The 17,620-nt window shown below is 68.0% G+C and carries 16 protein-coding genes and 1 pseudogene; 10 read left to right on the plus strand and 7 right to left on the minus strand.

Annotated features, from left to right (window positions below):
• Positions 1-17: 17 nt before the first annotated feature.
• The 4 genes and pseudogenes from ACXN5S_RS15330 to rsmI form a co-directional block, all read right to left on the minus strand.
• A pseudogene (locus tag ACXN5S_RS15330) lies at positions 18-698 on the minus strand (alpha/beta hydrolase fold domain-containing protein); the annotation flags it as partial.
• 104 nt (positions 699-802) lie between these two features.
• The gene (gene gshB, locus ACXN5S_RS15335) at positions 803-1,744 is read right to left on the minus strand and encodes a glutathione synthase (protein WP_458606337.1); all 942 of its coding nucleotides are present in this window, start codon (positions 1,742-1,744) and stop codon (positions 803-805) included.
• 86 nt (positions 1,745-1,830) lie between these two features.
• A complete protein-coding gene (locus ACXN5S_RS15340) occupies positions 1,831-2,220 on the minus strand; it encodes a YraN family protein (protein ID WP_458606338.1) in 390 nt (129 codons plus the stop codon).
• Complete coding sequence (gene rsmI / locus ACXN5S_RS15345; protein ID WP_458606339.1) at positions 2,217-3,086, minus strand: 16S rRNA (cytidine(1402)-2'-O)-methyltransferase; 870 nt, start codon at positions 3,084-3,086, stop codon at positions 2,217-2,219. The genes ACXN5S_RS15340 and rsmI overlap by 4 nt, the downstream gene beginning before the upstream one ends.
• Positions 3,087-3,223: 137 nt before the next feature.
• On the opposite strand from rsmI, the gene ACXN5S_RS15350 reads away from it, so the two are divergent.
• The 3 genes from ACXN5S_RS15350 (at position 3,224) to murJ (ending at position 9,027) form a co-directional block, all read left to right on the plus strand.
• Positions 3,224-4,414, plus strand: a complete 1,191-nt coding sequence (locus ACXN5S_RS15350; RefSeq protein ID WP_458606340.1) for a penicillin-binding protein activator — start codon at positions 3,224-3,226, stop codon at positions 4,412-4,414.
• 31 nt (positions 4,415-4,445) lie between these two features.
• Entirely contained in the window at positions 4,446-7,199 is a 2,754-nt protein-coding gene (locus ACXN5S_RS15355) for a [protein-PII] uridylyltransferase (RefSeq protein ID WP_458606341.1), read from the plus strand.
• A gap of 253 nt (positions 7,200-7,452) precedes the next feature.
• Positions 7,453-9,027, plus strand: coding sequence for a murein biosynthesis integral membrane protein MurJ (gene murJ, locus ACXN5S_RS15360; RefSeq protein ID WP_458606342.1), 1,575 nt, complete (start codon positions 7,453-7,455; stop codon positions 9,025-9,027).
• A gap of 3 nt (positions 9,028-9,030) precedes the next feature.
• On the opposite strand, the gene ACXN5S_RS15365 is transcribed toward murJ, so the two are convergent.
• Entirely contained in the window at positions 9,031-9,708 is a 678-nt protein-coding gene (locus tag ACXN5S_RS15365) for a rhomboid family intramembrane serine protease (protein WP_458606343.1), read from the minus strand.
• 76 nt (positions 9,709-9,784) lie between these two features.
• Between ACXN5S_RS15365 and trpS the strand changes: the two genes are divergently transcribed.
• From trpS to ACXN5S_RS15385, 4 genes are all read left to right on the plus strand, one after another.
• Positions 9,785-10,801: a tryptophan--tRNA ligase gene (gene trpS / locus ACXN5S_RS15370; protein ID WP_458606344.1), complete on the plus strand. Its 1,017-nt coding sequence runs from the start codon at positions 9,785-9,787 to the stop codon at positions 10,799-10,801.
• Between the two features lie 5 nt (positions 10,802-10,806).
• Positions 10,807-11,205 carry a YkvA family protein gene (locus tag ACXN5S_RS15375; protein WP_458606345.1) on the plus strand — a complete coding sequence of 133 codons (399 nt, stop codon included), beginning with the start codon at positions 10,807-10,809 and terminating at the stop codon, positions 11,203-11,205.
• A 194-nt stretch (positions 11,206-11,399) separates the two neighbouring features.
• Entirely contained in the window at positions 11,400-11,891 is a 492-nt protein-coding gene (locus tag ACXN5S_RS15380) for a VOC family protein (RefSeq protein WP_458606346.1), read from the plus strand.
• Positions 11,892-12,126: 235 nt separating this feature from the next.
• Positions 12,127-12,993, plus strand: coding sequence for a branched-chain amino acid aminotransferase (locus ACXN5S_RS15385; protein WP_458606347.1), 867 nt, complete (start codon positions 12,127-12,129; stop codon positions 12,991-12,993).
• Positions 12,994-13,159: 166 nt separating this feature from the next.
• On the opposite strand, the gene irrA is transcribed toward ACXN5S_RS15385, so the two are convergent.
• Positions 13,160-13,588 carry an iron response transcriptional regulator IrrA gene (gene irrA / locus ACXN5S_RS15390; protein ID WP_458606348.1) on the minus strand — a complete coding sequence of 143 codons (429 nt, stop codon included), beginning with the start codon at positions 13,586-13,588 and terminating at the stop codon, positions 13,160-13,162.
• Positions 13,589-13,769: 181 nt separating this feature from the next.
• Here irrA and fabA point away from each other — a divergent pair, with 181 nt between their 5' ends.
• The 3 genes from fabA to ACXN5S_RS15405 are packed head-to-tail and all read left to right on the plus strand — an operon-like array spanning position 13,770 to position 16,310.
• Positions 13,770-14,282: a bifunctional 3-hydroxydecanoyl-ACP dehydratase/trans-2-decenoyl-ACP isomerase gene (gene fabA / locus ACXN5S_RS15395; protein WP_458606349.1), complete on the plus strand. Its 513-nt coding sequence runs from the start codon at positions 13,770-13,772 to the stop codon at positions 14,280-14,282.
• Positions 14,283-14,293: 11 nt separating this feature from the next.
• Positions 14,294-15,523 carry a beta-ketoacyl-ACP synthase II gene (locus ACXN5S_RS15400; protein WP_458606350.1) on the plus strand — a complete coding sequence of 410 codons (1,230 nt, stop codon included), beginning with the start codon at positions 14,294-14,296 and terminating at the stop codon, positions 15,521-15,523.
• Between the two features lie 4 nt (positions 15,524-15,527).
• Complete coding sequence (locus tag ACXN5S_RS15405) at positions 15,528-16,310, plus strand: enoyl-ACP reductase FabI (protein WP_458606351.1); 783 nt, start codon at positions 15,528-15,530, stop codon at positions 16,308-16,310.
• 336 nt (positions 16,311-16,646) lie between these two features.
• Here ACXN5S_RS15405 and ACXN5S_RS15410 read toward each other — a convergent pair whose 3' ends face one another.
• On the minus strand, positions 16,647-17,561 hold the full coding sequence (locus ACXN5S_RS15410) for a DUF7282 domain-containing protein (protein ID WP_458606352.1): 915 nt from the start codon (positions 17,559-17,561) through the stop codon (positions 16,647-16,649).
• Positions 17,562-17,620: the final 59 nt, after the last annotated feature.

Here is a 17,620-nt window from a genome sequence, read left to right on the forward strand (position 1 = left end):
CCGCCCGCTGCGCTCAGCGTCTCGGCCATGCGCACTGCATCGTCCCGGATCAGCTCGTCGGCCGAGGCCCAGAGCGCCACCGGCGGCAGCGGGGCTTTGTAGCGCGCAAAGAGCGGCGAGACGCGCGGGTCGTCTGCCGCCAGCGCATTGGGGCCGTGGCCCAGGATCTCGCCGGCCAGCTCCGCCATGCGGCCTGCGGGGAACATCGGGTCACGCCCGGCATTCTCGCGCCCCGAGGCGCCGGAGAAGGTGAGATCGGTCAGGGGCGAGAGGGCCGCCACGCCGGCAGGCGGCGTACCCGCCGCGCAGAGCTGCGCCATCAGGGCCAGTGCCATGCCACCGCCCGCCGAATCGCCGGCGAGGCGGATATCGCGCGGCGCATGACCTGCCTCGACCAAATGGGCGAAGGCGGCCGCGGCATCCTCCAGCGCAGCGGGAGCGCGATGTTCGGGCGCGCGGCGGTAGGCGGGCAGGAAGAGCGGGATCTCTCTCGCCAGCCAGGCCGCCATCTTCCAATGCGTGCCCGGCCCGCCCACGATATAGCCGCCGCCGTAGAGATAGAGCGTCACTGGCCCGCCCTGCCGGGCCGCCCGCTCCGGCCCGAGCCAAAGCGCCCTCTGGCGCTCCGCCGCGCCCCGATACCAGACAGGCCGGGGCGCGGCCCCTTCCGGCGGGCGGGGCAGCAGGCGGGAGCCCATGGCGAACGGTGGGCGAAGGGCCCAGGGCGAGCTCGGCAGCGAGAGGAACGGGCGAACGGTCAGTTTCAGCCCCTGGCGGAGGAGCTGGAGCTGCCACGAGTCGCTCACGCCCGCCGCGCCTCGATCGCCTCCCAGATCTTCGCGGCGCCGTTGGTGCCGTCGAACCGCTCCAGCTCCTGCAGGCCGGTCGGGGAGGTCACGTTGATCTCGGTCAGCCAGTCGCCGATCACGTCGATGCCGACGAAGATCTGCCCCTTCTCTTTCAGGAGCGGGCCGATCGTCGCGCAGATCTCGCGGTCGCGCTCCGTCAGCTCCACCTTCTCGGCCCGACCGCCGACATGCATGTTCGAGCGGGTCTCGCCCTTCTGCGGCACCCGGTTGATTGCGCCGATCGGCTCGCCATCGACGAGGATCACCCGCTTGTCGCCCTTGGTCACCGCCGGCAGGAATTTCTGCGCGATCAGCGGCTCGCGGCTGATCTGGCTGAACATCTCGTGCAGCGAGGCGAGGTTGCCGTCATCTTGGTGCAGCTTGAACACGCCGGCGCCGCCATTGCCGTAGAGCGGCTTGACGATGATGTCGCCATGCCGGGTACGGAACTCGCGCAAGGTGGCGAGGTCACGGGCGATGGCGGTGGGGGGCGTCAGCTCGGGGAAGGTGAGGACGAGCAGCTTCTCGGGGTAATTGCGCACCCAGAAGGGGTCGTTCACCACCAGCGTCTCCGGGTGGATCATGTCGAGCAGATGCGTCGAGGTGATGTAGGCCATGTCGAAAGGCGGGTCCTGCCGGAGCCAGACGACATCGAACTCCTTCAGATCGACCTCGGCCTCGTCGCCGAAGGTTACATGGTCACCCTTCACCCGACGCAGCTCGGCCGGGCGGCCCCTCGCGGTCACGCGGCCCTCCTGGAAGGCCAGCTTGTCCGGCCCGTAGACGAAGATCTCGTGCCCGCGCTCCTGCGCCTCTAACGCGATGCGGAACGTCGAATCGGCGTCGATATCGACGCTCTCAATCGGGTCCATCTGAAAGGCGACCTTGAGGCCCATGGCGCAACTCCGGATATGGCGGAGCCGAGCCTCGCCCAATCCGTGGCCAAGGGCAATGGGCGGTGGCCGCCCCCTCGCGTCACCTGTCAGGCGGCGATGGCATTGTGCAGGCAGGCGACCCGGCCGGTGCCATCGACCAGCGCAACATCCACCCGCATGGGCGTCAGCAATCCGCGCGGCAGCCGGGCGATGTATTCGCAGGCCGCCTGCATGATGCGCTGCTGCTGGCGCGGGGTCACCCGCAGCGCGGCCGCCTCATGGCTGGCGGCGGCCTTCACCTCGATGAACACCAGCTCTTCGCCGTCTTCGGCGACCAGATCGATCTCACCACCCTGGCCGCGCCAGCGGCAGGCGTGAATCTCATGGCCATCGGCCTGGTAATGGCGCGCGACAATCTCTTCTGCCGCCATCCCCGCCAGGTGGTTGCGCGCCCCGCGCCGGGCGCGGGCATGGGCAGTCTGCAGACCTTGCATCATCGCTTCTTCTCCAGATCGAGCGCCGCCTGATAGACCTGCCGGCGCGGCAGGCCGAGCGCGCCCGCCACCGCATTGGCGGCGTCCTTCACGCGCATCGTCTGCATCGCCTCCTGCAAGGCCGTCTCCATGGCGCCCTCGTCGCTTTCGCCCTTGGGCGCCCCGCCGATCACCAGCACGATCTCACCCTTGGGCTCGTCCACCAGCCCTTCGGCGATCTCGCCCAGCGTGCCCCGGCGCACCTCTTCGAACCGTTTGGTCAGTTCGCGGCACAGCGCCGCCGGCCGCTCACTGCCCCAAACATTCAACAAATCAGCGAACATTTCTCTAACGCGCCGGGGAGATTCGTAGATCACCATGGTGAAGGGATGCGCCTTCAGCTCCGCCAGCGCCGTCCGGCGCTGCTCGGCCGAGGGTGGCAGGAAGCCGAGGAATGTGAACCGGTCCGTCGGCAGGCCCGCCACCGCCAGCGCCGCCAGCACGGCCGAGGCGCCCGGCGCGGCATGCACTGGCAGGCTGCGCTCAATCGCCGCACGCACCAGCGCATAGCCGGGGTCAGAGACCAGCGGCGTGCCGGCCTCGCTGACATAGGCAAGCGAGCCGCCCGCCTCCAGCGGGGCAAGCAGCGCATCGCGCGCCGCGGGGCCGGAATGGTCGTGATAGGCGCTGAGGCGGCGGCGGCCGAGCGGCACGCCATGGATGTCCATCAGGCGGCGCGCCGTGCGGGTATCTTCGGCGGCCAAAGCATCGGCTCGGGCCAGAAGATCCAGTGCCGTCAGCGTGATGTCGTCTGCCGAGCCGATGGGCGTGGACACCAGATGGAGGCCCGGGGGAACGGGACGCGCCGCGCCGCCGATGCGGGAATTCATGCCTAGACCCTTTCCTTTGCCGCCCTATGATGCATCTCAAAAGCCATTGCCGGCGGCGTGATCGAAGCGGATCGCATGACCGGTTCCTGTACCATGCACCGGGCGGCCGAGCCCCCGGCAGCGAGGGAGAAGACCTGATGTTCGCCCATATGATTGCCCCCGGCAAGGCCGCCGCCGCGCGCCTGTTTGCCGTTGTGTCCCTGCTCTGGCTCTCCGCCTGTGCCGGTGTCGTCACCACGACGACCGGCGGCGGCAATGCCCCCGGTCTCGGCGCCGGCGAGGCCGTGCCCGTCGCCCTGCTGGTGCCCGCCGGCTCCGGCGTCGCCACCGACGAATTCGTTGCCCGCTCGCTTGAGAACGCCGCCCGCCTTGCCATCGGCGATCTGAACGGGGCGCAGATCGACCTGCGCGTCTATCCCACCGGCGCCAGCCCCTCGGGCGCCACGGCGGCGACCAATCAGGCCATCTCGGAAGGCGCCAAGATCATCCTCGGCCCGCTCTATGCCGAGGCCGCCAATGCCGCCGGCATCGCCGCCGCCGGCTCTGGCGTCAACGTCCTCGCCTTCTCGAACAACCCCACCATCGCGGGGGGCAACGTCTTCATCCTCGGCCCGACCTTCGGCAATATCGCCAACCGTCTGGTCAGCTACGGCAACGGCCAGGGGCTCGACACCTATCTCGTCGCCCATGGCAACGATCTGCAGGGCCAGCTCGGCCGTGATGCCATCGTCACCGCCGTGAACCGGTTCGGCGGCACCGTCGCCGCCGTCGAGAGCTACGATCTGACCCAGGCCGACATTCTCGCCGCTGCACCCGGCATCGCCGCCGCCGCGCAATCGGTGAACGCGGATGCCGTCTTCCTGACTGCCGGCGTCAACGCCGACCTGCCCATCATCGCCACCGCCCTGCCCGACAACGGCCTCACCCCCGGCGTCGTGACATACCTCGGCCTGACCCGCTGGAACGCCGTGCCGCAGGCGCTGTCACTGCCGGGCCTGCAGGGTGGCTTCTTCGCCCTGCCGAACGAGGCCACGACCGCCGCCTTCGAAAGCCGCTACTCCGCCGCCTATGGCGAAGCACCGCATCCCGTGGCCGGCCTGGCCTATGACGGCATTGCCGCCATCGGCGCCCTCGCCGCCTCTGGCCGCAGTGATGCGCTCAGCCGCGCCGCGTTGACGCAATCGCAGGGCTTCTCGGGCACGCAGGGCATCTTCCGTCTGCTCAGCGACGGCACGAACGAGCGCGGCCTCGCGGTCGCCACCATCCGCAACAACCAGGTTGTCATCGTTGCCCCGGCTCCCAACAGCTTCGGCGGTTTCGGCTTCTGAGCCGGCTGCCACACAGACCGTACCCGACCCAATGACCGCACCTCCGGAGGGCCTTTGCCGCCCGCCGGAGGTGATTTTTGACGTCGAGACCGTGCGCGCCGATCTGGCGCGCGCGACCTCGGGCGTCGAGAAGCCCATGGAGATCCGCGCGGCGGCCGCCGGCGTGCTCAATGCCGCCCGCCAGAAGGGCATGGCGGAGATCGAGGCTGCCCTGGCCGAGACTCCACGCCGCGCCCGGCCGATCATCCATTCGATTGCCTGGCTCACCGACTGCCTGACGGCGCTGGTGCTCGAGATCAGCCGGGAGCATCTGCTTCCGCAGAAGACAGGCCGCGCCGAGCGCATCGCCATCGTTGCCGTCGGCGGCTACGGTCGCGCCGAGATGGCGCCGCACAGCGATGTCGATCTGCTCTTCCTCACCCCCGGCAAGATGACGGCGGGGGCCGAGGCGTTGATCGAATCGATGCTCTATCTGCTGTGGGATTTGAAGCTGAAGATCGGCCATGCCAGCCGCTCGATCAAGGAATGCCTGCGCCTCGCCCGCGACGATTTCACCATCCGCACGACGTTGCTGGAGATGCGCCATCTCGCCGGCGACCCGGCCCTGACGGAAGAGCTGACAGAGCGCCTGCGCCACGAGCTCTTCGCGGGCACCGAGAGCGAGTTCGTCGCCGCCAAACTGCTTGAGCGCTCTGAGCGCCACCGCAAGCAGGGCGGCCAGCGCTACGTCGTCGAGCCCAATGTCAAAGAGGGCAAGGGCGGCCTGCGCGATCTGCAATCGCTCTACTGGATCGGCAAATACGTCTACGACGTCCGCTCCGCCTCGGCGCTTGTGCCCAAGGGCGTGTTCCGCCCCGAGGAATATGCCGCCTTCGCCGCGGCGGAAGATTTCATCTGGGTCGTGCGCTGCCATCTGCACCTGCTGACCGGCCGCGCCATGGACCAGCTCACCTTCGACCTGCAGGTCGAGGTCGCCGAGCGCATGGGCTACCGCGACCGGGGCGGCCGCCGGGCTGTCGAGCAGTTCATGACCGAGTATTTCCGCCATGCCACGCAGGTGGGCGAGCTGACCCGCATCATGCTGACGGCGCAGGAAGCCACCCATATCAAGGCGGCGCCGAAGCTGGCCAACCTCGTGCGCCGCAAGCCGCGCGTCCGCCCGCCCTACGCCATTCGCCAGAACCGGCTGACGGTGGATGACGAAGAGCTGTTCCTCTCAGACAAGCTGAACCTGCTACGCATCTTCGAGCAGGCCCTGCGCACCGGCACGCTGGTGCACCCCGATTCGCAACGACTGCTGTCGGCCAACCTGCATCTCATCGACGATGGCATGCGCGAGGATCGCACGGCGAACCGGCTGTTCCTCGATCTGCTGCTCAAGCACGGCAACCCCGAGCGGGCGCTGCGGCGAATGAACGAGATCGGCGTGCTCGGCGCCTTCATCCCCGAATGGCAGCACATCGTCGCCATGGTGCAGTACAATATGTACCACCATTACACGGTCGACGAGCACATCATCCAATGCATCTCGACCCTCGCCGAGATCGAGCGGGGCATGCTGAAGGAAGAGCTGCCCATCGCCAGTGGCATCCTGGCCGGCGCGGTCAACCGGCGGGTGCTCTATGTCGCCGTGCTGCTACATGACATCGGCAAGGGACGCGACGAGGATCATTCCGTCGTCGGCGCCCAGATTGTCCGCCGCCTCGCGCCGCGCTTCGGGCTGAGCAAGAAGGAGGTCGCCACCGTCGAATGGCTGGTGCGCTATCACCTGCTGATGTCCGACATGGCACAAAAGCGCGACATCTCCGACCCGCGCACCATGCGCGACTTTGCCAAGCTGGTGACCAGCAAGGAGCGGCTCGATCTGCTGACGGTGCTGACGGTCTGCGACATCCGCGGCGTCGGCCCCGGCACCTGGAACAACTGGAAGGCCATGCTCATTCGCGGGCTCTACCGCGCCACCGAGCAGGCACTGGCCGGCGGGCTGGAGGCGATCAACCGCACGGCGCTGGAGGCCGAGGCCAAGCGCGACCTGCGCATTGCGCTCGAAGGTTGGGACAGCCGCGACGTGCGCATCGAGCTGGGGCGCCACTACGGCCCCTATTGGCAGGGCCTGCCGACAGAGGCGCATGCCCGCATCGCCGAGATGCTGCGCGAGCTGGGGCCGGATGAGATTCGCATCGACCTGCATCTGGATGAAGACCGCGACGCGACCCGCGTGCTGTTCTCGATGGCCGATCACCCAGGCATCTTCAGCCGCGTGACGGGGGCGCTGGCGCTGGCCGGCGCGAACGTGGTGGATGCGCGCATCTACACCACCCGCGACGGCTTCGCGAACGCCGCCTATTGGGTGCAGGATGCCGAAGGCCACCCCTACGAGGCCGAGCGCCTGCCCCGCCTGCACCAGACGATCCTGCGCACGCTGAAGGGCGAGGTGGTCACCCGCGACGCCATCCGCGGCCGCGACAAGATCAAGAAGCGCGAGGCCCGCTTCACGGTGCCCACCTCGATCACCTTCGACAACGACGCGTCGGATATCTTCACGGTGATCGAGGTCGATACGCGAGACCGGCCAGGCCTGCTCTACGACCTGACGCGGCAGCTGGCAAACATGAACGTCTACATCTCCTCGGCGGTCATCGCGACCTACGGGGAGCAGGCGGTCGACACCTTCTACGTGAAGGACATGTTCGGCCTGAAGTTCCTCTCCGAGAGCAAGCGGGCGCAGGTCGAGAAACGCCTGCGCGAGGCGATCACGGCAGGGGCAGAGCGGGCACGGGCTTAGCGGCGAGACCGTCTCTCCTGGGTGACCCGCTCGCGTGGCGGACTGACGCCCTTAGTTCCGCGCTGGGGAAACAGCGGCGACGTTTGGCCAACGCCCCTCACCGCCGCCCTCAACCCCGCTGGCGCCACCCAGCCGAACCCCCTATGCTCCCGCCCCGTGGCGCCCGCGAAGAGGCGACAGGTGGGGCAGCGATGACATCTCATTCCGCAACAGGCGCTTGGCGGGCCGCGTGCCCTTTTCAGGCAGCAGCCGCATGAAGGCTCCCACCCTCATCCGCGGCTTCGTGACCGTCGGCGGCTGGACGCTGCTCTCCCGCGTGCTCGGCTTCGCCCGTGACATCGCCATCGCCGCCGCACTCGGCGCCGGGCCGGTGGCCGAGGCCTTCCTCGTCGCCTTCTCGCTGCCCAACATGTTCCGCCGTTTCTTCGCCGAGGGCGCGTTCAACATGGCCTTCGTGCCGCTCTTCTCGAAAAAGCTCGAGGGCGACGCGACCGAGGCGGAGGTCTTCGCGCAGGATGCCTTCGCCGGCATGGCCTTCATCCTGACGCTGTTTTCCGTGGCGGGCGTGCTGCTGATGCCCGTCCTCGTCCTCGCCATGGCCTCGGGCTTTCTGGAGGACCAGCGCTACCCGCTCGCCGTGCTCTACGGGCGCATCGCCTTTCCCTACATCCTGTTCATCTCGCTGGCTGCGCTGCTCTCCGGCATGCTGAACGCTGCCGGGCGGTTCCTCGCGGCCGCCGCCGCCCCGGCCCTGCTGAACATGATCTTCCTCGCCGCGCTCGCGCTCGGCTGGCTGTTCTTCGGCGACGAGGTCGGCGCGACCAGCGTCGAGCAATTCGGCCTCGCCCTCGCCTGGGGCGTGCCGGTGGGCGGCGTCGCCCAGCTTGCGCTCGTCTGGTTCGCCGCGCGCCGTGCCGGCTTCCGCCTCGCCTTCCGGCGGCCTCGGATGACGCCCGACCTCAAGCGCCTCTTCCGCATCGCGGTGCCCGCCGCCCTCGCCGGCGGTGTCGTGCAGGTGAACCTGCTCGTTGGGCGGCAGGTGGCCAGCTTCTTCGACGGCGCCGTCGCCTGGCTCAACTATGCCGACCGGCTCTACCAGCTGCCGCTCGGCACTGTCGGCATCGCTATCGGCATCGTGCTGCTGCCCGATCTCTCCCGCCGCCTCGCCGCCGGGGATGAGGCTGGCGGCCGCGACGCCTTCTCGCGCGCCGTCGAGCTGTCACTGGCGCTGACGATCCCCGCCGCCGCCGCGCTGATCGCCATCCCGCATGCGCTGATCTCGGTGCTCTTCGAACGGGGCGCCTTCGACGCGGCCGACACGGCCTCCACTGCCACGGCGCTCGCCATCTACGGCGCCGGCCTGCCGGCCTTCGTGCTGCAGAAGGCGCTGCAGCCGCTCTATTACGCCCGCGAAGACACGCGCAGCCCCTTCCGCTACGCGCTCGTCGCGATGGCGGTGAACGCCGCCGTCGCCGTCGGCCTCGCCCCGGTCATCGGCTTCTCCGCCGCCGCCTGGGCGACAACGCTCGCCGCCTGGGCCATGGTGCTTCTGCTCTGGCGCGGTGCTGCCTCCATGGGCCTGGCCGCGCAGCTCGACGATCGCGCCCGCCGCCGCCTGCCGCGCATCACGGCGGCTTCCGCGGTGATGGGGCTGGCGCTGGCCGCGCTGGCCTGGGCCGGGCAGCCGCTGCTCGTCTCGCCAGCCTGGCGCTATGCGGCCCTGGCCGCTCTCGTGGTGATCGGGATGGCCGCGTATTTCGGCATCGGGCACCTCTTCGGCGCCTTCAAGCTTTCCGAATTCCGCCGCAACTTCCGCCGGAACCGCTGAGGCCTAGCGCTCGCGGATCCGCTCCAGCAGGCGCTGCCAGCCGCCGGGCGCCAGCGGGATGCTGAGCGCGAAGCCGGCCACGAAGCCGCCCAGCTCGGCCACCCAGGTCGGGTTGTTGCCGAAGAGCAGCGAGAAGACGAGCTGAAGCATCAGCAGCACGCCGACCAGGCGGAAGGCCATCAGCTGGTTGCCGCCCGTCTCTCGCAGGCGCAGCCAGGTCAGATAGGTGAAGGCCCCGATCAGCCCGTAGTCGACGGGGTACATGCCGTAGAGCGGCGGGCGCCCCGGCACGAACAGCCCGAAGGCCACGGCGCCGGCGAGCCCAGTCACCACGATCAGCACCAGAAGCCGCCCCGCCCCCAGCACATCGCCCACGAACTTGCCCAGCGCCAGCAGGATCGCCCCGCCGAACAGCGCCTGCACGGCAGAGCCATGCACGAAGAGATAGGTGAGGAAGCGCCACAGCAGCTCCGGCGCGTAATTGCCGCGCTGCACCACCTGCTCGAAAACCGCGGGCGAGAAGCCGAACAGGCTGATTGCCTGTATGCGCCAGCCGATGCCCGCCGGCCCGCCGACCAGGCCGAACTGGGCCAGGCTCAACACCGCCTCCATGGCGACAAGCACGACCGTGATGGCAAGCACCGGCCAGGGCAGGCTATTGATGGCGCTCTCACGTTCCATGGGGCAGCTCCGGTTGACCTTATTTCCGGGCCGCTGCTAAACGGTCCGGCAGCCTTTTTCCAGCGAGCGACATCAGATGACCGCCCCCACCTTCACCCCGCGCGTCTTTTCCGGGATCAAGCCGTCCGGCGGCCTGACCCTCGGCAATTATCTCGGCGCCATCAAACGCTGGGTGGATATGCAGGGGCCGAACTACGAGACGATCTATTGCGTCGTCGATCTGCATGCGATCACCGTCTGGCAGGACCCGGCCGAGCTGACCCGCGCCACCCGCGAAGTGGCCGCCGGCATGCTGGCCTCGGGCATCGACCCCGAGCATTCGATCCTCTTCAACCAGGCCGCCGTGCCCGAGCACACGCAGCTGGCGTGGATCTTCAACTGCGTCGCCCGCGTCGGCTGGATGAACCGCATGACCCAGTTCAAGGACAAGGCCGGCGAGAATGCCGAGGCCGTGTCGCTGGGCCTTTACGCCTATCCCAGCCTCATGGCCGCCGACATCCTGCTCTACCATGCGACGCATGTGCCCGTGGGCGAAGATCAGAAGCAGCATGTCGAGCTGACGCGCGATATCGCCGCCAAGTTCAACCATGACTACGGGCAGGAGTTCTTCCCGATGACCGAGCCGGTCATCGAAGGCCCCGGCATGCGCATCATGAACCTGCGCGACGGCTCCAAGAAGATGAGCAAGTCGGGCGAGAGCGACATGGAACGCATCAACATGACCGATGATGCCGACACGATCGCCAAGAAGTTCAAGAAGGCCAAGACCGACCCGGAAGGTCTGCCGACCGACGCCGCCGGTCTCGCCGGCCGGCCCGAGGCGAAAAACCTCGTCGACATCTACGCCGCTCTGTCCGAGCAGAGCTCCGACGCCGTGCTGGCCGAATTCGGCGGCGCCGGCTGGGGCAAGTTCAAGCCGGCCCTGGCCGATCTCGCGGTCGACAAGCTCGCCCCCATCTCCACCGAGATGCAGCGCCTGATGGACGACCCCGCCGAGATCGACCGCCTGCTGGGTCGCGGCGCCGAGCGCGCGCGCGGCATCGCCGCGCCGATCCTGAAGCGCACCTACGAGATCGTGGGCCTGCTCTCCTGACGCAGGTGCCGGCCAACGCCTCGCCCTGGCAGCGCCTGCGCAGCTGGGCGCGGGGCGTGAAGCGCGACGTGGTGGCGCTCTGGCTGGCGGCGCGTGACGCAAGGGTGCCGTGGTATGCCAAGGCCGTGGCGGGGCTCGTCGCCGCCTATGCGCTCAGCCCGATCGACCTCATCCCAGATGTTATCCCCCTGCTGGGCTATCTCGACGACGCCATCCTGGTGCCGCTCGGCATCCTGCTCGCCGTCCGCCTCACGCCCGCCGAGGTGATGGCGGATCTTCGGCGGCAGGCCGACAATCTGCTCACCCGGCCAGTCAGCCGGGCGAGCGCGGTTGCGGTGCTGGCGATCTGGGTGCTGGTGCTGGCGCTCCTCGCAGGCTGGGGCCTGCGGTATCTGCGCGGCTAGGTCCGGCCGCAGGGCGGTAACCTCCAGGTGACGTCTTGCACGGGCGCCCGGCCCTGCCGACATATCGGGAAGACAACAATTCGGAGCTGTCCCATGACACCTCTTCTGATCCTGCTCGGCACCCTCGCGGCCGGGCTTGCCGCCGCCGCCCCCCGCCCCGCGGCCATACCCCTGCGCCACCGGGAGGACGCACGATGACCACCCCCACCAAGGCCCCGCCAGAGACGCGGATCGGCCATGTGCATCTCAAGGTCTCAGACCTCGAACGCGCCATCACCTTTTACCGTGACGTGCTCGGCTTCGATGAGGTCATGCGCTACGGCCCCTCCGCCGCCTTCCTCTCGGCCGGCGGCTACCATCACCATATCGGCCTCAACACCTGGGATTCGCTCGGCGGCCCGCCCGCGCCCCGCCACCATGCCGGGCTTTACCACACTGCCTTTCTCTATCCCGACCGCAAGTCACTGGCCGAGGCGCTGAAGCGCGTGCTGGAGGCGGGGGTGAAGCTGGCCGGCGCCGCCGACCACGGCGTGTCCGAAGCGATCTATTTCGACGATCCCGATGGCAACGGGGTAGAAATCTACCGCGACCGCCCGTCCGAGGATTGGCCGCGCGATCCCGACGGCGCGCTGCAGATGACCAACACTCCGCTCGACCTCAAGGCGCTGCTGGCAGAGGCGGGCTGACACCGCCGCTGTCACATGCCTGATTCCTGCCTGCCCTAGGGTCGCTCCCATCGGGGCCCGCCCCGATGTCCCCCCGGCGTCGGCTCGTCCTGCCGATGCTATCTTGCGCCCGGGCCCTGCACCCCGGGCGCGCCCTTTCCCTTCAAGACTTCTGCGCCGATACGCCGCGGCGGAGCGCTTGTCCCTTCCGCCGGCCCCGCCTACCCTCGCGCAGCAAGGGGCAGGAGAGCGACAGATGGCAACGGGCACCAACATCCGCACATGGTTCGAGGGGAGTTGGCACGAAGGCGACGCCTATGTCATGCGCGCCGCCGATCACGGCACCTGGCTCGGCTCCGGCGTGTTCGACGGCGCCCGCCTGGCATATGGCCTGGTCCCCGATCTGGCCGCACATTGCGCCCGCCTCAACCGCTCGGCCGAAGCGATGCTTCTGCAGCCCAGCCACAGCGCCGAAGAGATCGAGGCGATTACCCGCGAAGGCCTGAAGCATTACGCCCCCGGCAGCGCCGTCTACATTCGCCCGATGTACTGGGCCGTCGAGGGCGGCCTCTCGGCCATCCTGCCCGCCAAGGCACCGCCCGGCTTCGCGATCTGCCTCGAAGAGATCCCGATGCCCGCGGAAGATGCCAGCGTCTCGCTCTGCCAAAGCAGTTTCCGCCGCCCGGTGCTGGAAAGCTCGGTGGTCAACGCCAAGGCCGGCGCCCTCTACCCCAACAACGCCCGGATGCTGGCCGAGGCGCAGCGCCGCGGCTGCCACAATGCCCTCGTGGCCGATGCCCTCGGCAATCTCGCCGAAAGCGCCACGGCCAACGTCTTCCTCGTCAAGGACGGCGAGGTCTTCACGCCCATCCCCAACGGCACCTTCCTCGCCGGCATCACCCGCGCCCGCCACATCGCGAACCTGCGCGCCGATGGCGTCAAGGTGCATGAGACGGTTCTGCGCTTCGAAGATGTCCACGCGGCCGACGAGGTCTTCCTCACCGGCAACATGGCCAAGGTCACCGCCGTCTCCTCCTTCGAGGGCACGAGTTTCACCCCCGGCGCGATGACCGCCCGCGCCCGCCAGCTCTACTGGGACTGGGCCGCCAGCTCCCCCCTTTGACCCAGGCGCAACACCCTCTACCCCCTCGCTTTTCTCGAAATATCCTCGGGGGAGACGCCATTGGTGCGCCATTGGTTCAAGCACCAATGGCGGCGGGGGCAGACAGCCCCCTCATCGCAACCGAAGGAATGCGCCGCAGGCGCTCAATCTGGTCCGAGGCCCAGGCTCAGCCGCGCCGGCGCAACCGGATCACAACGTCGACCGAGGCGATCTCGGCACCGGCCGGCGGCGTGGGCAGCTTGGCGATCTCCAGCTCCGAGAGGGGCGCATCGGTGAGCGCGCCGCTTTCCTCCCAGTAGAAATGCGGGTGATCGGTATTGTTCGTGTCGAAATAGCTCTTCGTGCCATCGACGCGGATTTCGCGCAGCAAACCGCATTCGCAGAAGGCGCCGAGCGTGTTGTAAACGGTGGCGAGCGAGACGGCATCGCCCTGGGCCTGGGCCGCTTCGTGCAGGCCTTCCGCGGTGACATGCCTGTCGCGCCCGTCGCCCACGAGCAGGGCGGCGAGGGTCAGGCGCTGGCGCGTCGGGCGCAAGCTGGCTTCGCTCAGCCAATCGGCGGCGCGGGCCTCGAAGGAGGGCTGGTCATCATGCATCTCGGCCAAAAGGATATGCCCTCTGCCCCCGATCTTTCAACGGCTTTCCGTTGCGCCCGGGCGTGAGGAGCCACCGGCAAGGCCCGGCCCTTGCCCTCTTTCGCCTCGGAATGATAGTGGAGCACGACATTGCAAGCCGCATGACGCGCGGCGGGCATCAGGTGTGGAACAAGAGGCATTCATGGCGGATTTTCCGACCCGGTTCGACAAGGAGGCTCTGCTGGCCTGCGCGCGCGGCGAGCTGTTCGGGCCCGGCAACGCCCAGCTCCCCGAGCCGCCGATGCTGATGATGGACCGGATCACCGATGTCTCCGGCGATGCCGGCGCCAACGGCAAGGGCCATATCGTCGCCGAGCTCGACATCAATCCCGACCTCTGGTTCTTCCCCTGCCACTTCCCAGGCAACCCGGTGATGCCCGGCTGCCTGATGGTCGATGGGCTGTGGCAGCTGACGGGCTTCAACCTCGGCTGGCGTGGCTGGCAGGGCCAGGGTTTCGCGCTTGGCGCGGGCGAGGTGAAGCTCACCGGCATGATCCGGCCCGACCGCAAGCTGGTGCGCTATTTCGTCGACTTCACCCGTGTGATCGACCGGCGCCTGAAGATGGGCGTGGCCGATGGCCGGGTCGAGGCCGATGGCGAAGTCGTCTGCGAAGTGAAGGACATGAAGGTCGGCCTCGCAGCCGCCGAATCTTGAGAGGAGCTCCGATGCGCCGCGTCGTCGTCACCGGACTGGGGATCGTCTCGCCCATCGGCAACAGCGCCGATGAGGTCACCGAAAGCCTGAAGGCCGGCCGCTCCGGCATCGAGGCGTCGGAAGAGATGGCCGAGCACGGCTTTCGCAGCCGTGTCGCCGGCACGCTGAAGATCGACCCCAAAGACCATCTCGAAAAGCGCACCCTGCGTTTCATGGGCCCGGGCGCCGCCTATGCCTATATCGCCATGGAGCAGGCCATCGCCAATGCCGGCCTGAGCCCCGAGGATGTCTCGAACATCCGCACCGGCCTGATTGCCGGCTCCGGCGGCCCTTCGACCTCTGCCCTCTTTGCCGCGCATCAGACGGTGCTGAAATCGGGCAGCCCCAAGCGCATCGGCCCGCTGGCCGTGCCGAAGGGCATGAGCTCGACGATCAGCGCCAATCTCTCCACCGGCTTCAAGATCAAGGGTATCAACTACTCGATCACCTCCGCCTGCTCGACCTCGCTGCATTGCATCGGCGCCGCGGCCGAGCAGATCCAGATGGGCAAGCAGGACGTGATGTTCGCCGGCGGCGCGGAGGAGCTCGACTGGACGCTCTCCTGCCTCTTCGACGCGATGGGCGCGATGAGCAGCAAGTTCAACGACGCGCCCTCCAAGGCCTCCCGCGCCTTCGACGAGGCCCGTGACGGCTTCGTCATCGCCGGCGGCGGCGGCATGGTGGTGCTGGAGGAGCTGGAGCGGGCGCAGGCCCGCGGCGCCAACATCCTCGCCGAGGTGACGGGCTTCGCCGCCACCTCCGACGGGCACGACATGGTGGCCCCCTCCGGCGAGGGCGGCGAGCGCGCCATGCGCATCGCGATGCAGACGCTGCCAGAGGGCCGCAAGATCAGCTACATCAACGCGCACGGCACCTCGACGCCCGTCGGCGATGTCGGCGAGGTGGAGGCGGTGCGCCGCGTCTTCGGCGAGGGCACCACGCCGCCCATCAGCTCGACCAAGAGCATGACCGGCCATGCCCAGGGCGCCGCCGGGGCGCTGGAGGCGATCTTCTGCCTTCTGATGCTGAAGGACGACTTCATCGCCCCCTCGATCAACATCGAGACCCTCGACCCGGCGCTAAAGCCGGAAGAAATTGCGACAAATATGGTGCCAAATGCCGGGCTCGATACGGTCATGACCAATTCCTTCGGGTTCGGCGGCACCAACGGCTCTATGCTGCTCTCGCGCTTTGAAGGATGATTTGATGAACATGAGCGGCAAGCGCGGGCTGGTGATGGGCGTCGCGAATGACCATTCCATCGCCTGGGGCATCGCCAAGGCCCTGTCCGCCGCCGGGGCCGAGCTGGCCTTTTCCTACCAGGGCGAGGCCTTCGGCAAGCGCGTCGAGCCGCTGGCTGCCTCGCTCGGCTCCGACTTCCTGCTCGATGTCGATGTCACCGACGATGCCTCGCTCGATGCCGCCTTCGCCCAGATCGGCGAGCGCTGGGGCAGCCTCGACTTTGTCGTCCATGCCGTCGCCTTCTCGAACAAGGCCGAGCTGACGGGCCGGTTCATCAACACGACCCGGGAGAACTTCCGCAATTCGCTGACGATCTCCTGCTACTCGCTCATCGACGTCGCCCGCCGGGCCGAGCCCTTGATGACCGATGGCGGCAGCATCATCACGCTGACCTACCAGGGCTCTACCCGCGTCACGCCCTATTACAACGTCATGGGCGTGGCGAAGTCGGCGCTCGAAGCCGCGGTCCGCTACCTGGCGAACGATCTCGGGCCCCAGGGCATCCGCGTCAACGCCATCTCCCCCGGCCCGATGAAAACGCTGGCCGGCGCTGCCATCGGCGGGGCGCGCAAAACCTTCCGCCACACGCAGGAGAACGCCCCGATGCGGGCGAATGCCACGCTCGAAGCCATCGGCGGCACGGCTGTGTGGCTCTGTTCCGAGGGTGGTTCCTGCACGACGGGCGAGATCGTGCGCGTCGACGGCGGCTACCACGTGCTCGGCATGCCGCAGCCGGAGAACCTCTGAGCCAGGCAACGATTTCCGCGCGGAAATCGTAACGGAATTCGCGCGAATTCCGTTTGCCGCCAATGCCGGAACTTTGGAACAAAATAGCCCCCGCCGAGGGGTGCGGCGGGGGCTGAGCACACATCAGGGGAGTGCGTGCTTGGGGAGCGAGAGCCAGAGCGGTACAGGCAGATCCGCGCTGGTTGTGACGTAATTACGCACAAGCCCGCAGAATGGTTTCGCGCCCGCGCAGATTTTTTTCGATTTCCCGTAACGCACTGAAAATCCTTACAAAGAAATGGCCCGCCGGCTGAACCGGCGGGCCGTTCACCGCAGAAGCGGTGCGCTTTATGGCGATTACATCGAGGGCTGGAAGACCGCCGTCACAGGCGCATCTCCCTCCATCACCGGCGTGTCGACATCGGTCATGCCTTCGCCGAAGGAATACACGCCGTCACCATCCGTGTCGTAATGCAGCATCAGCATGTACTGATTGTCGGACGAAAAGGTCTCGTCGATCTGCACGGCGACATCGGTGTTCATGCCGGCCTCAAGGTAGGTGTGGCCGATCGAGGCGGGCACCACCGGGCTGCCGTCGACCATGTCATGCACGACGAGGAAGCCGGGCTGGTCGATCATCACCTCCGGAACGGTCACGGTCATGCCGCCAGCCGTCGCACCGCTGACCATGATCATCGGCGTATCCATCAGGTCATCGGCCAGCGACTCCGCCCCGTCGGCCACGGATTCCGCCAGGTTCTCAGCACCTTCGGCAACGGCGCCAGCGGCAGCCGCCGCGCCTTGCGCGATGTCGACAACGGCCTCGGTGGCCGCGTCACCAACGGTCATGCCGGGAGCCGTGGCGAAGACCTTCGTGACCGGCGCGCCGTCCATCATGACGGGCGTGTCGACGTCGGTCATGCCTTCGCCGAAGGAGTACTCGCCGTCACCATCGGTATCGTAGTGCAGCATCAGCATGTACTGGCTGTCGCCCATCAGGGGCTTGTCGAGATCGACCATCACGCCATCGGTGGTTCCGGCCTCGACATAGGCATGGCCGATAGAGGCGGGCACGACGGGCGCGCCGTCGACCATTTCGTGCACGACGACGAAGCCGGGCTGGTCGAGCATCACTTCGGGCACGGTGATCTCGGTGGTCGTGGCGGTCACGCCGTCCACCATGATCATCGGGGTGTCCTGCGCGGCAGCGACGCTGGCGAGGACAGAGGCGCTGATCGACAGCGCGGCGGCTTGGGTAAACTTGTTAATCATATCAAACTCCCGTTCGGGTTTAGTTCAGTTGTGGGGACAAGAGCTGAGAGCGCCCGGGC

It is taken from the genome of Pseudoroseicyclus sp. H15 (assembly GCF_054353345.1).

Bases quoted from the DNA above. Each gene is read 5' to 3' on its own strand.
- gshB (WP_458606337.1), bottom strand. From the start codon at position 1,744: ATGGGCCTCAAGGTCGCCTTTCAGATGGACCCGATTGAGAGCGTCGAT.
- ACXN5S_RS15340 (WP_458606338.1), bottom strand. From the start codon at position 2,220: ATGATGCAAGGTCTGCAGACTGCCCATGCCCGCGCCCGGCGCGGGGCG.
- rsmI (WP_458606339.1), bottom strand. From the start codon at position 3,086: ATGAATTCCCGCATCGGCGGCGCGGCGCGTCCCGTTCCCCCGGGCCTC.
- ACXN5S_RS15350 (WP_458606340.1), top strand. From the start codon at position 3,224: ATGTTCGCCCATATGATTGCCCCCGGCAAGGCCGCCGCCGCGCGCCTG.
- ACXN5S_RS15355 (WP_458606341.1), top strand. From the start codon at position 4,446: ATGACCGCACCTCCGGAGGGCCTTTGCCGCCCGCCGGAGGTGATTTTT.
- murJ (WP_458606342.1), top strand. From the start codon at position 7,453: ATGAAGGCTCCCACCCTCATCCGCGGCTTCGTGACCGTCGGCGGCTGG.
- ACXN5S_RS15365 (WP_458606343.1), bottom strand. From the start codon at position 9,708: ATGGAACGTGAGAGCGCCATCAATAGCCTGCCCTGGCCGGTGCTTGCC.
- trpS (WP_458606344.1), top strand. From the start codon at position 9,785: ATGACCGCCCCCACCTTCACCCCGCGCGTCTTTTCCGGGATCAAGCCG.
- ACXN5S_RS15380 (WP_458606346.1), top strand. From the start codon at position 11,400: ATGACCACCCCCACCAAGGCCCCGCCAGAGACGCGGATCGGCCATGTG.
- ACXN5S_RS15385 (WP_458606347.1), top strand. From the start codon at position 12,127: ATGGCAACGGGCACCAACATCCGCACATGGTTCGAGGGGAGTTGGCAC.
- irrA (WP_458606348.1), bottom strand. From the start codon at position 13,588: ATGCATGATGACCAGCCCTCCTTCGAGGCCCGCGCCGCCGATTGGCTG.
- fabA (WP_458606349.1), top strand. From the start codon at position 13,770: ATGGCGGATTTTCCGACCCGGTTCGACAAGGAGGCTCTGCTGGCCTGC.
- ACXN5S_RS15400 (WP_458606350.1), top strand. From the start codon at position 14,294: ATGCGCCGCGTCGTCGTCACCGGACTGGGGATCGTCTCGCCCATCGGC.
- ACXN5S_RS15405 (WP_458606351.1), top strand. From the start codon at position 15,528: ATGAACATGAGCGGCAAGCGCGGGCTGGTGATGGGCGTCGCGAATGAC.
- ACXN5S_RS15410 (WP_458606352.1), bottom strand. From the start codon at position 17,561: ATGATTAACAAGTTTACCCAAGCCGCCGCGCTGTCGATCAGCGCCTCT.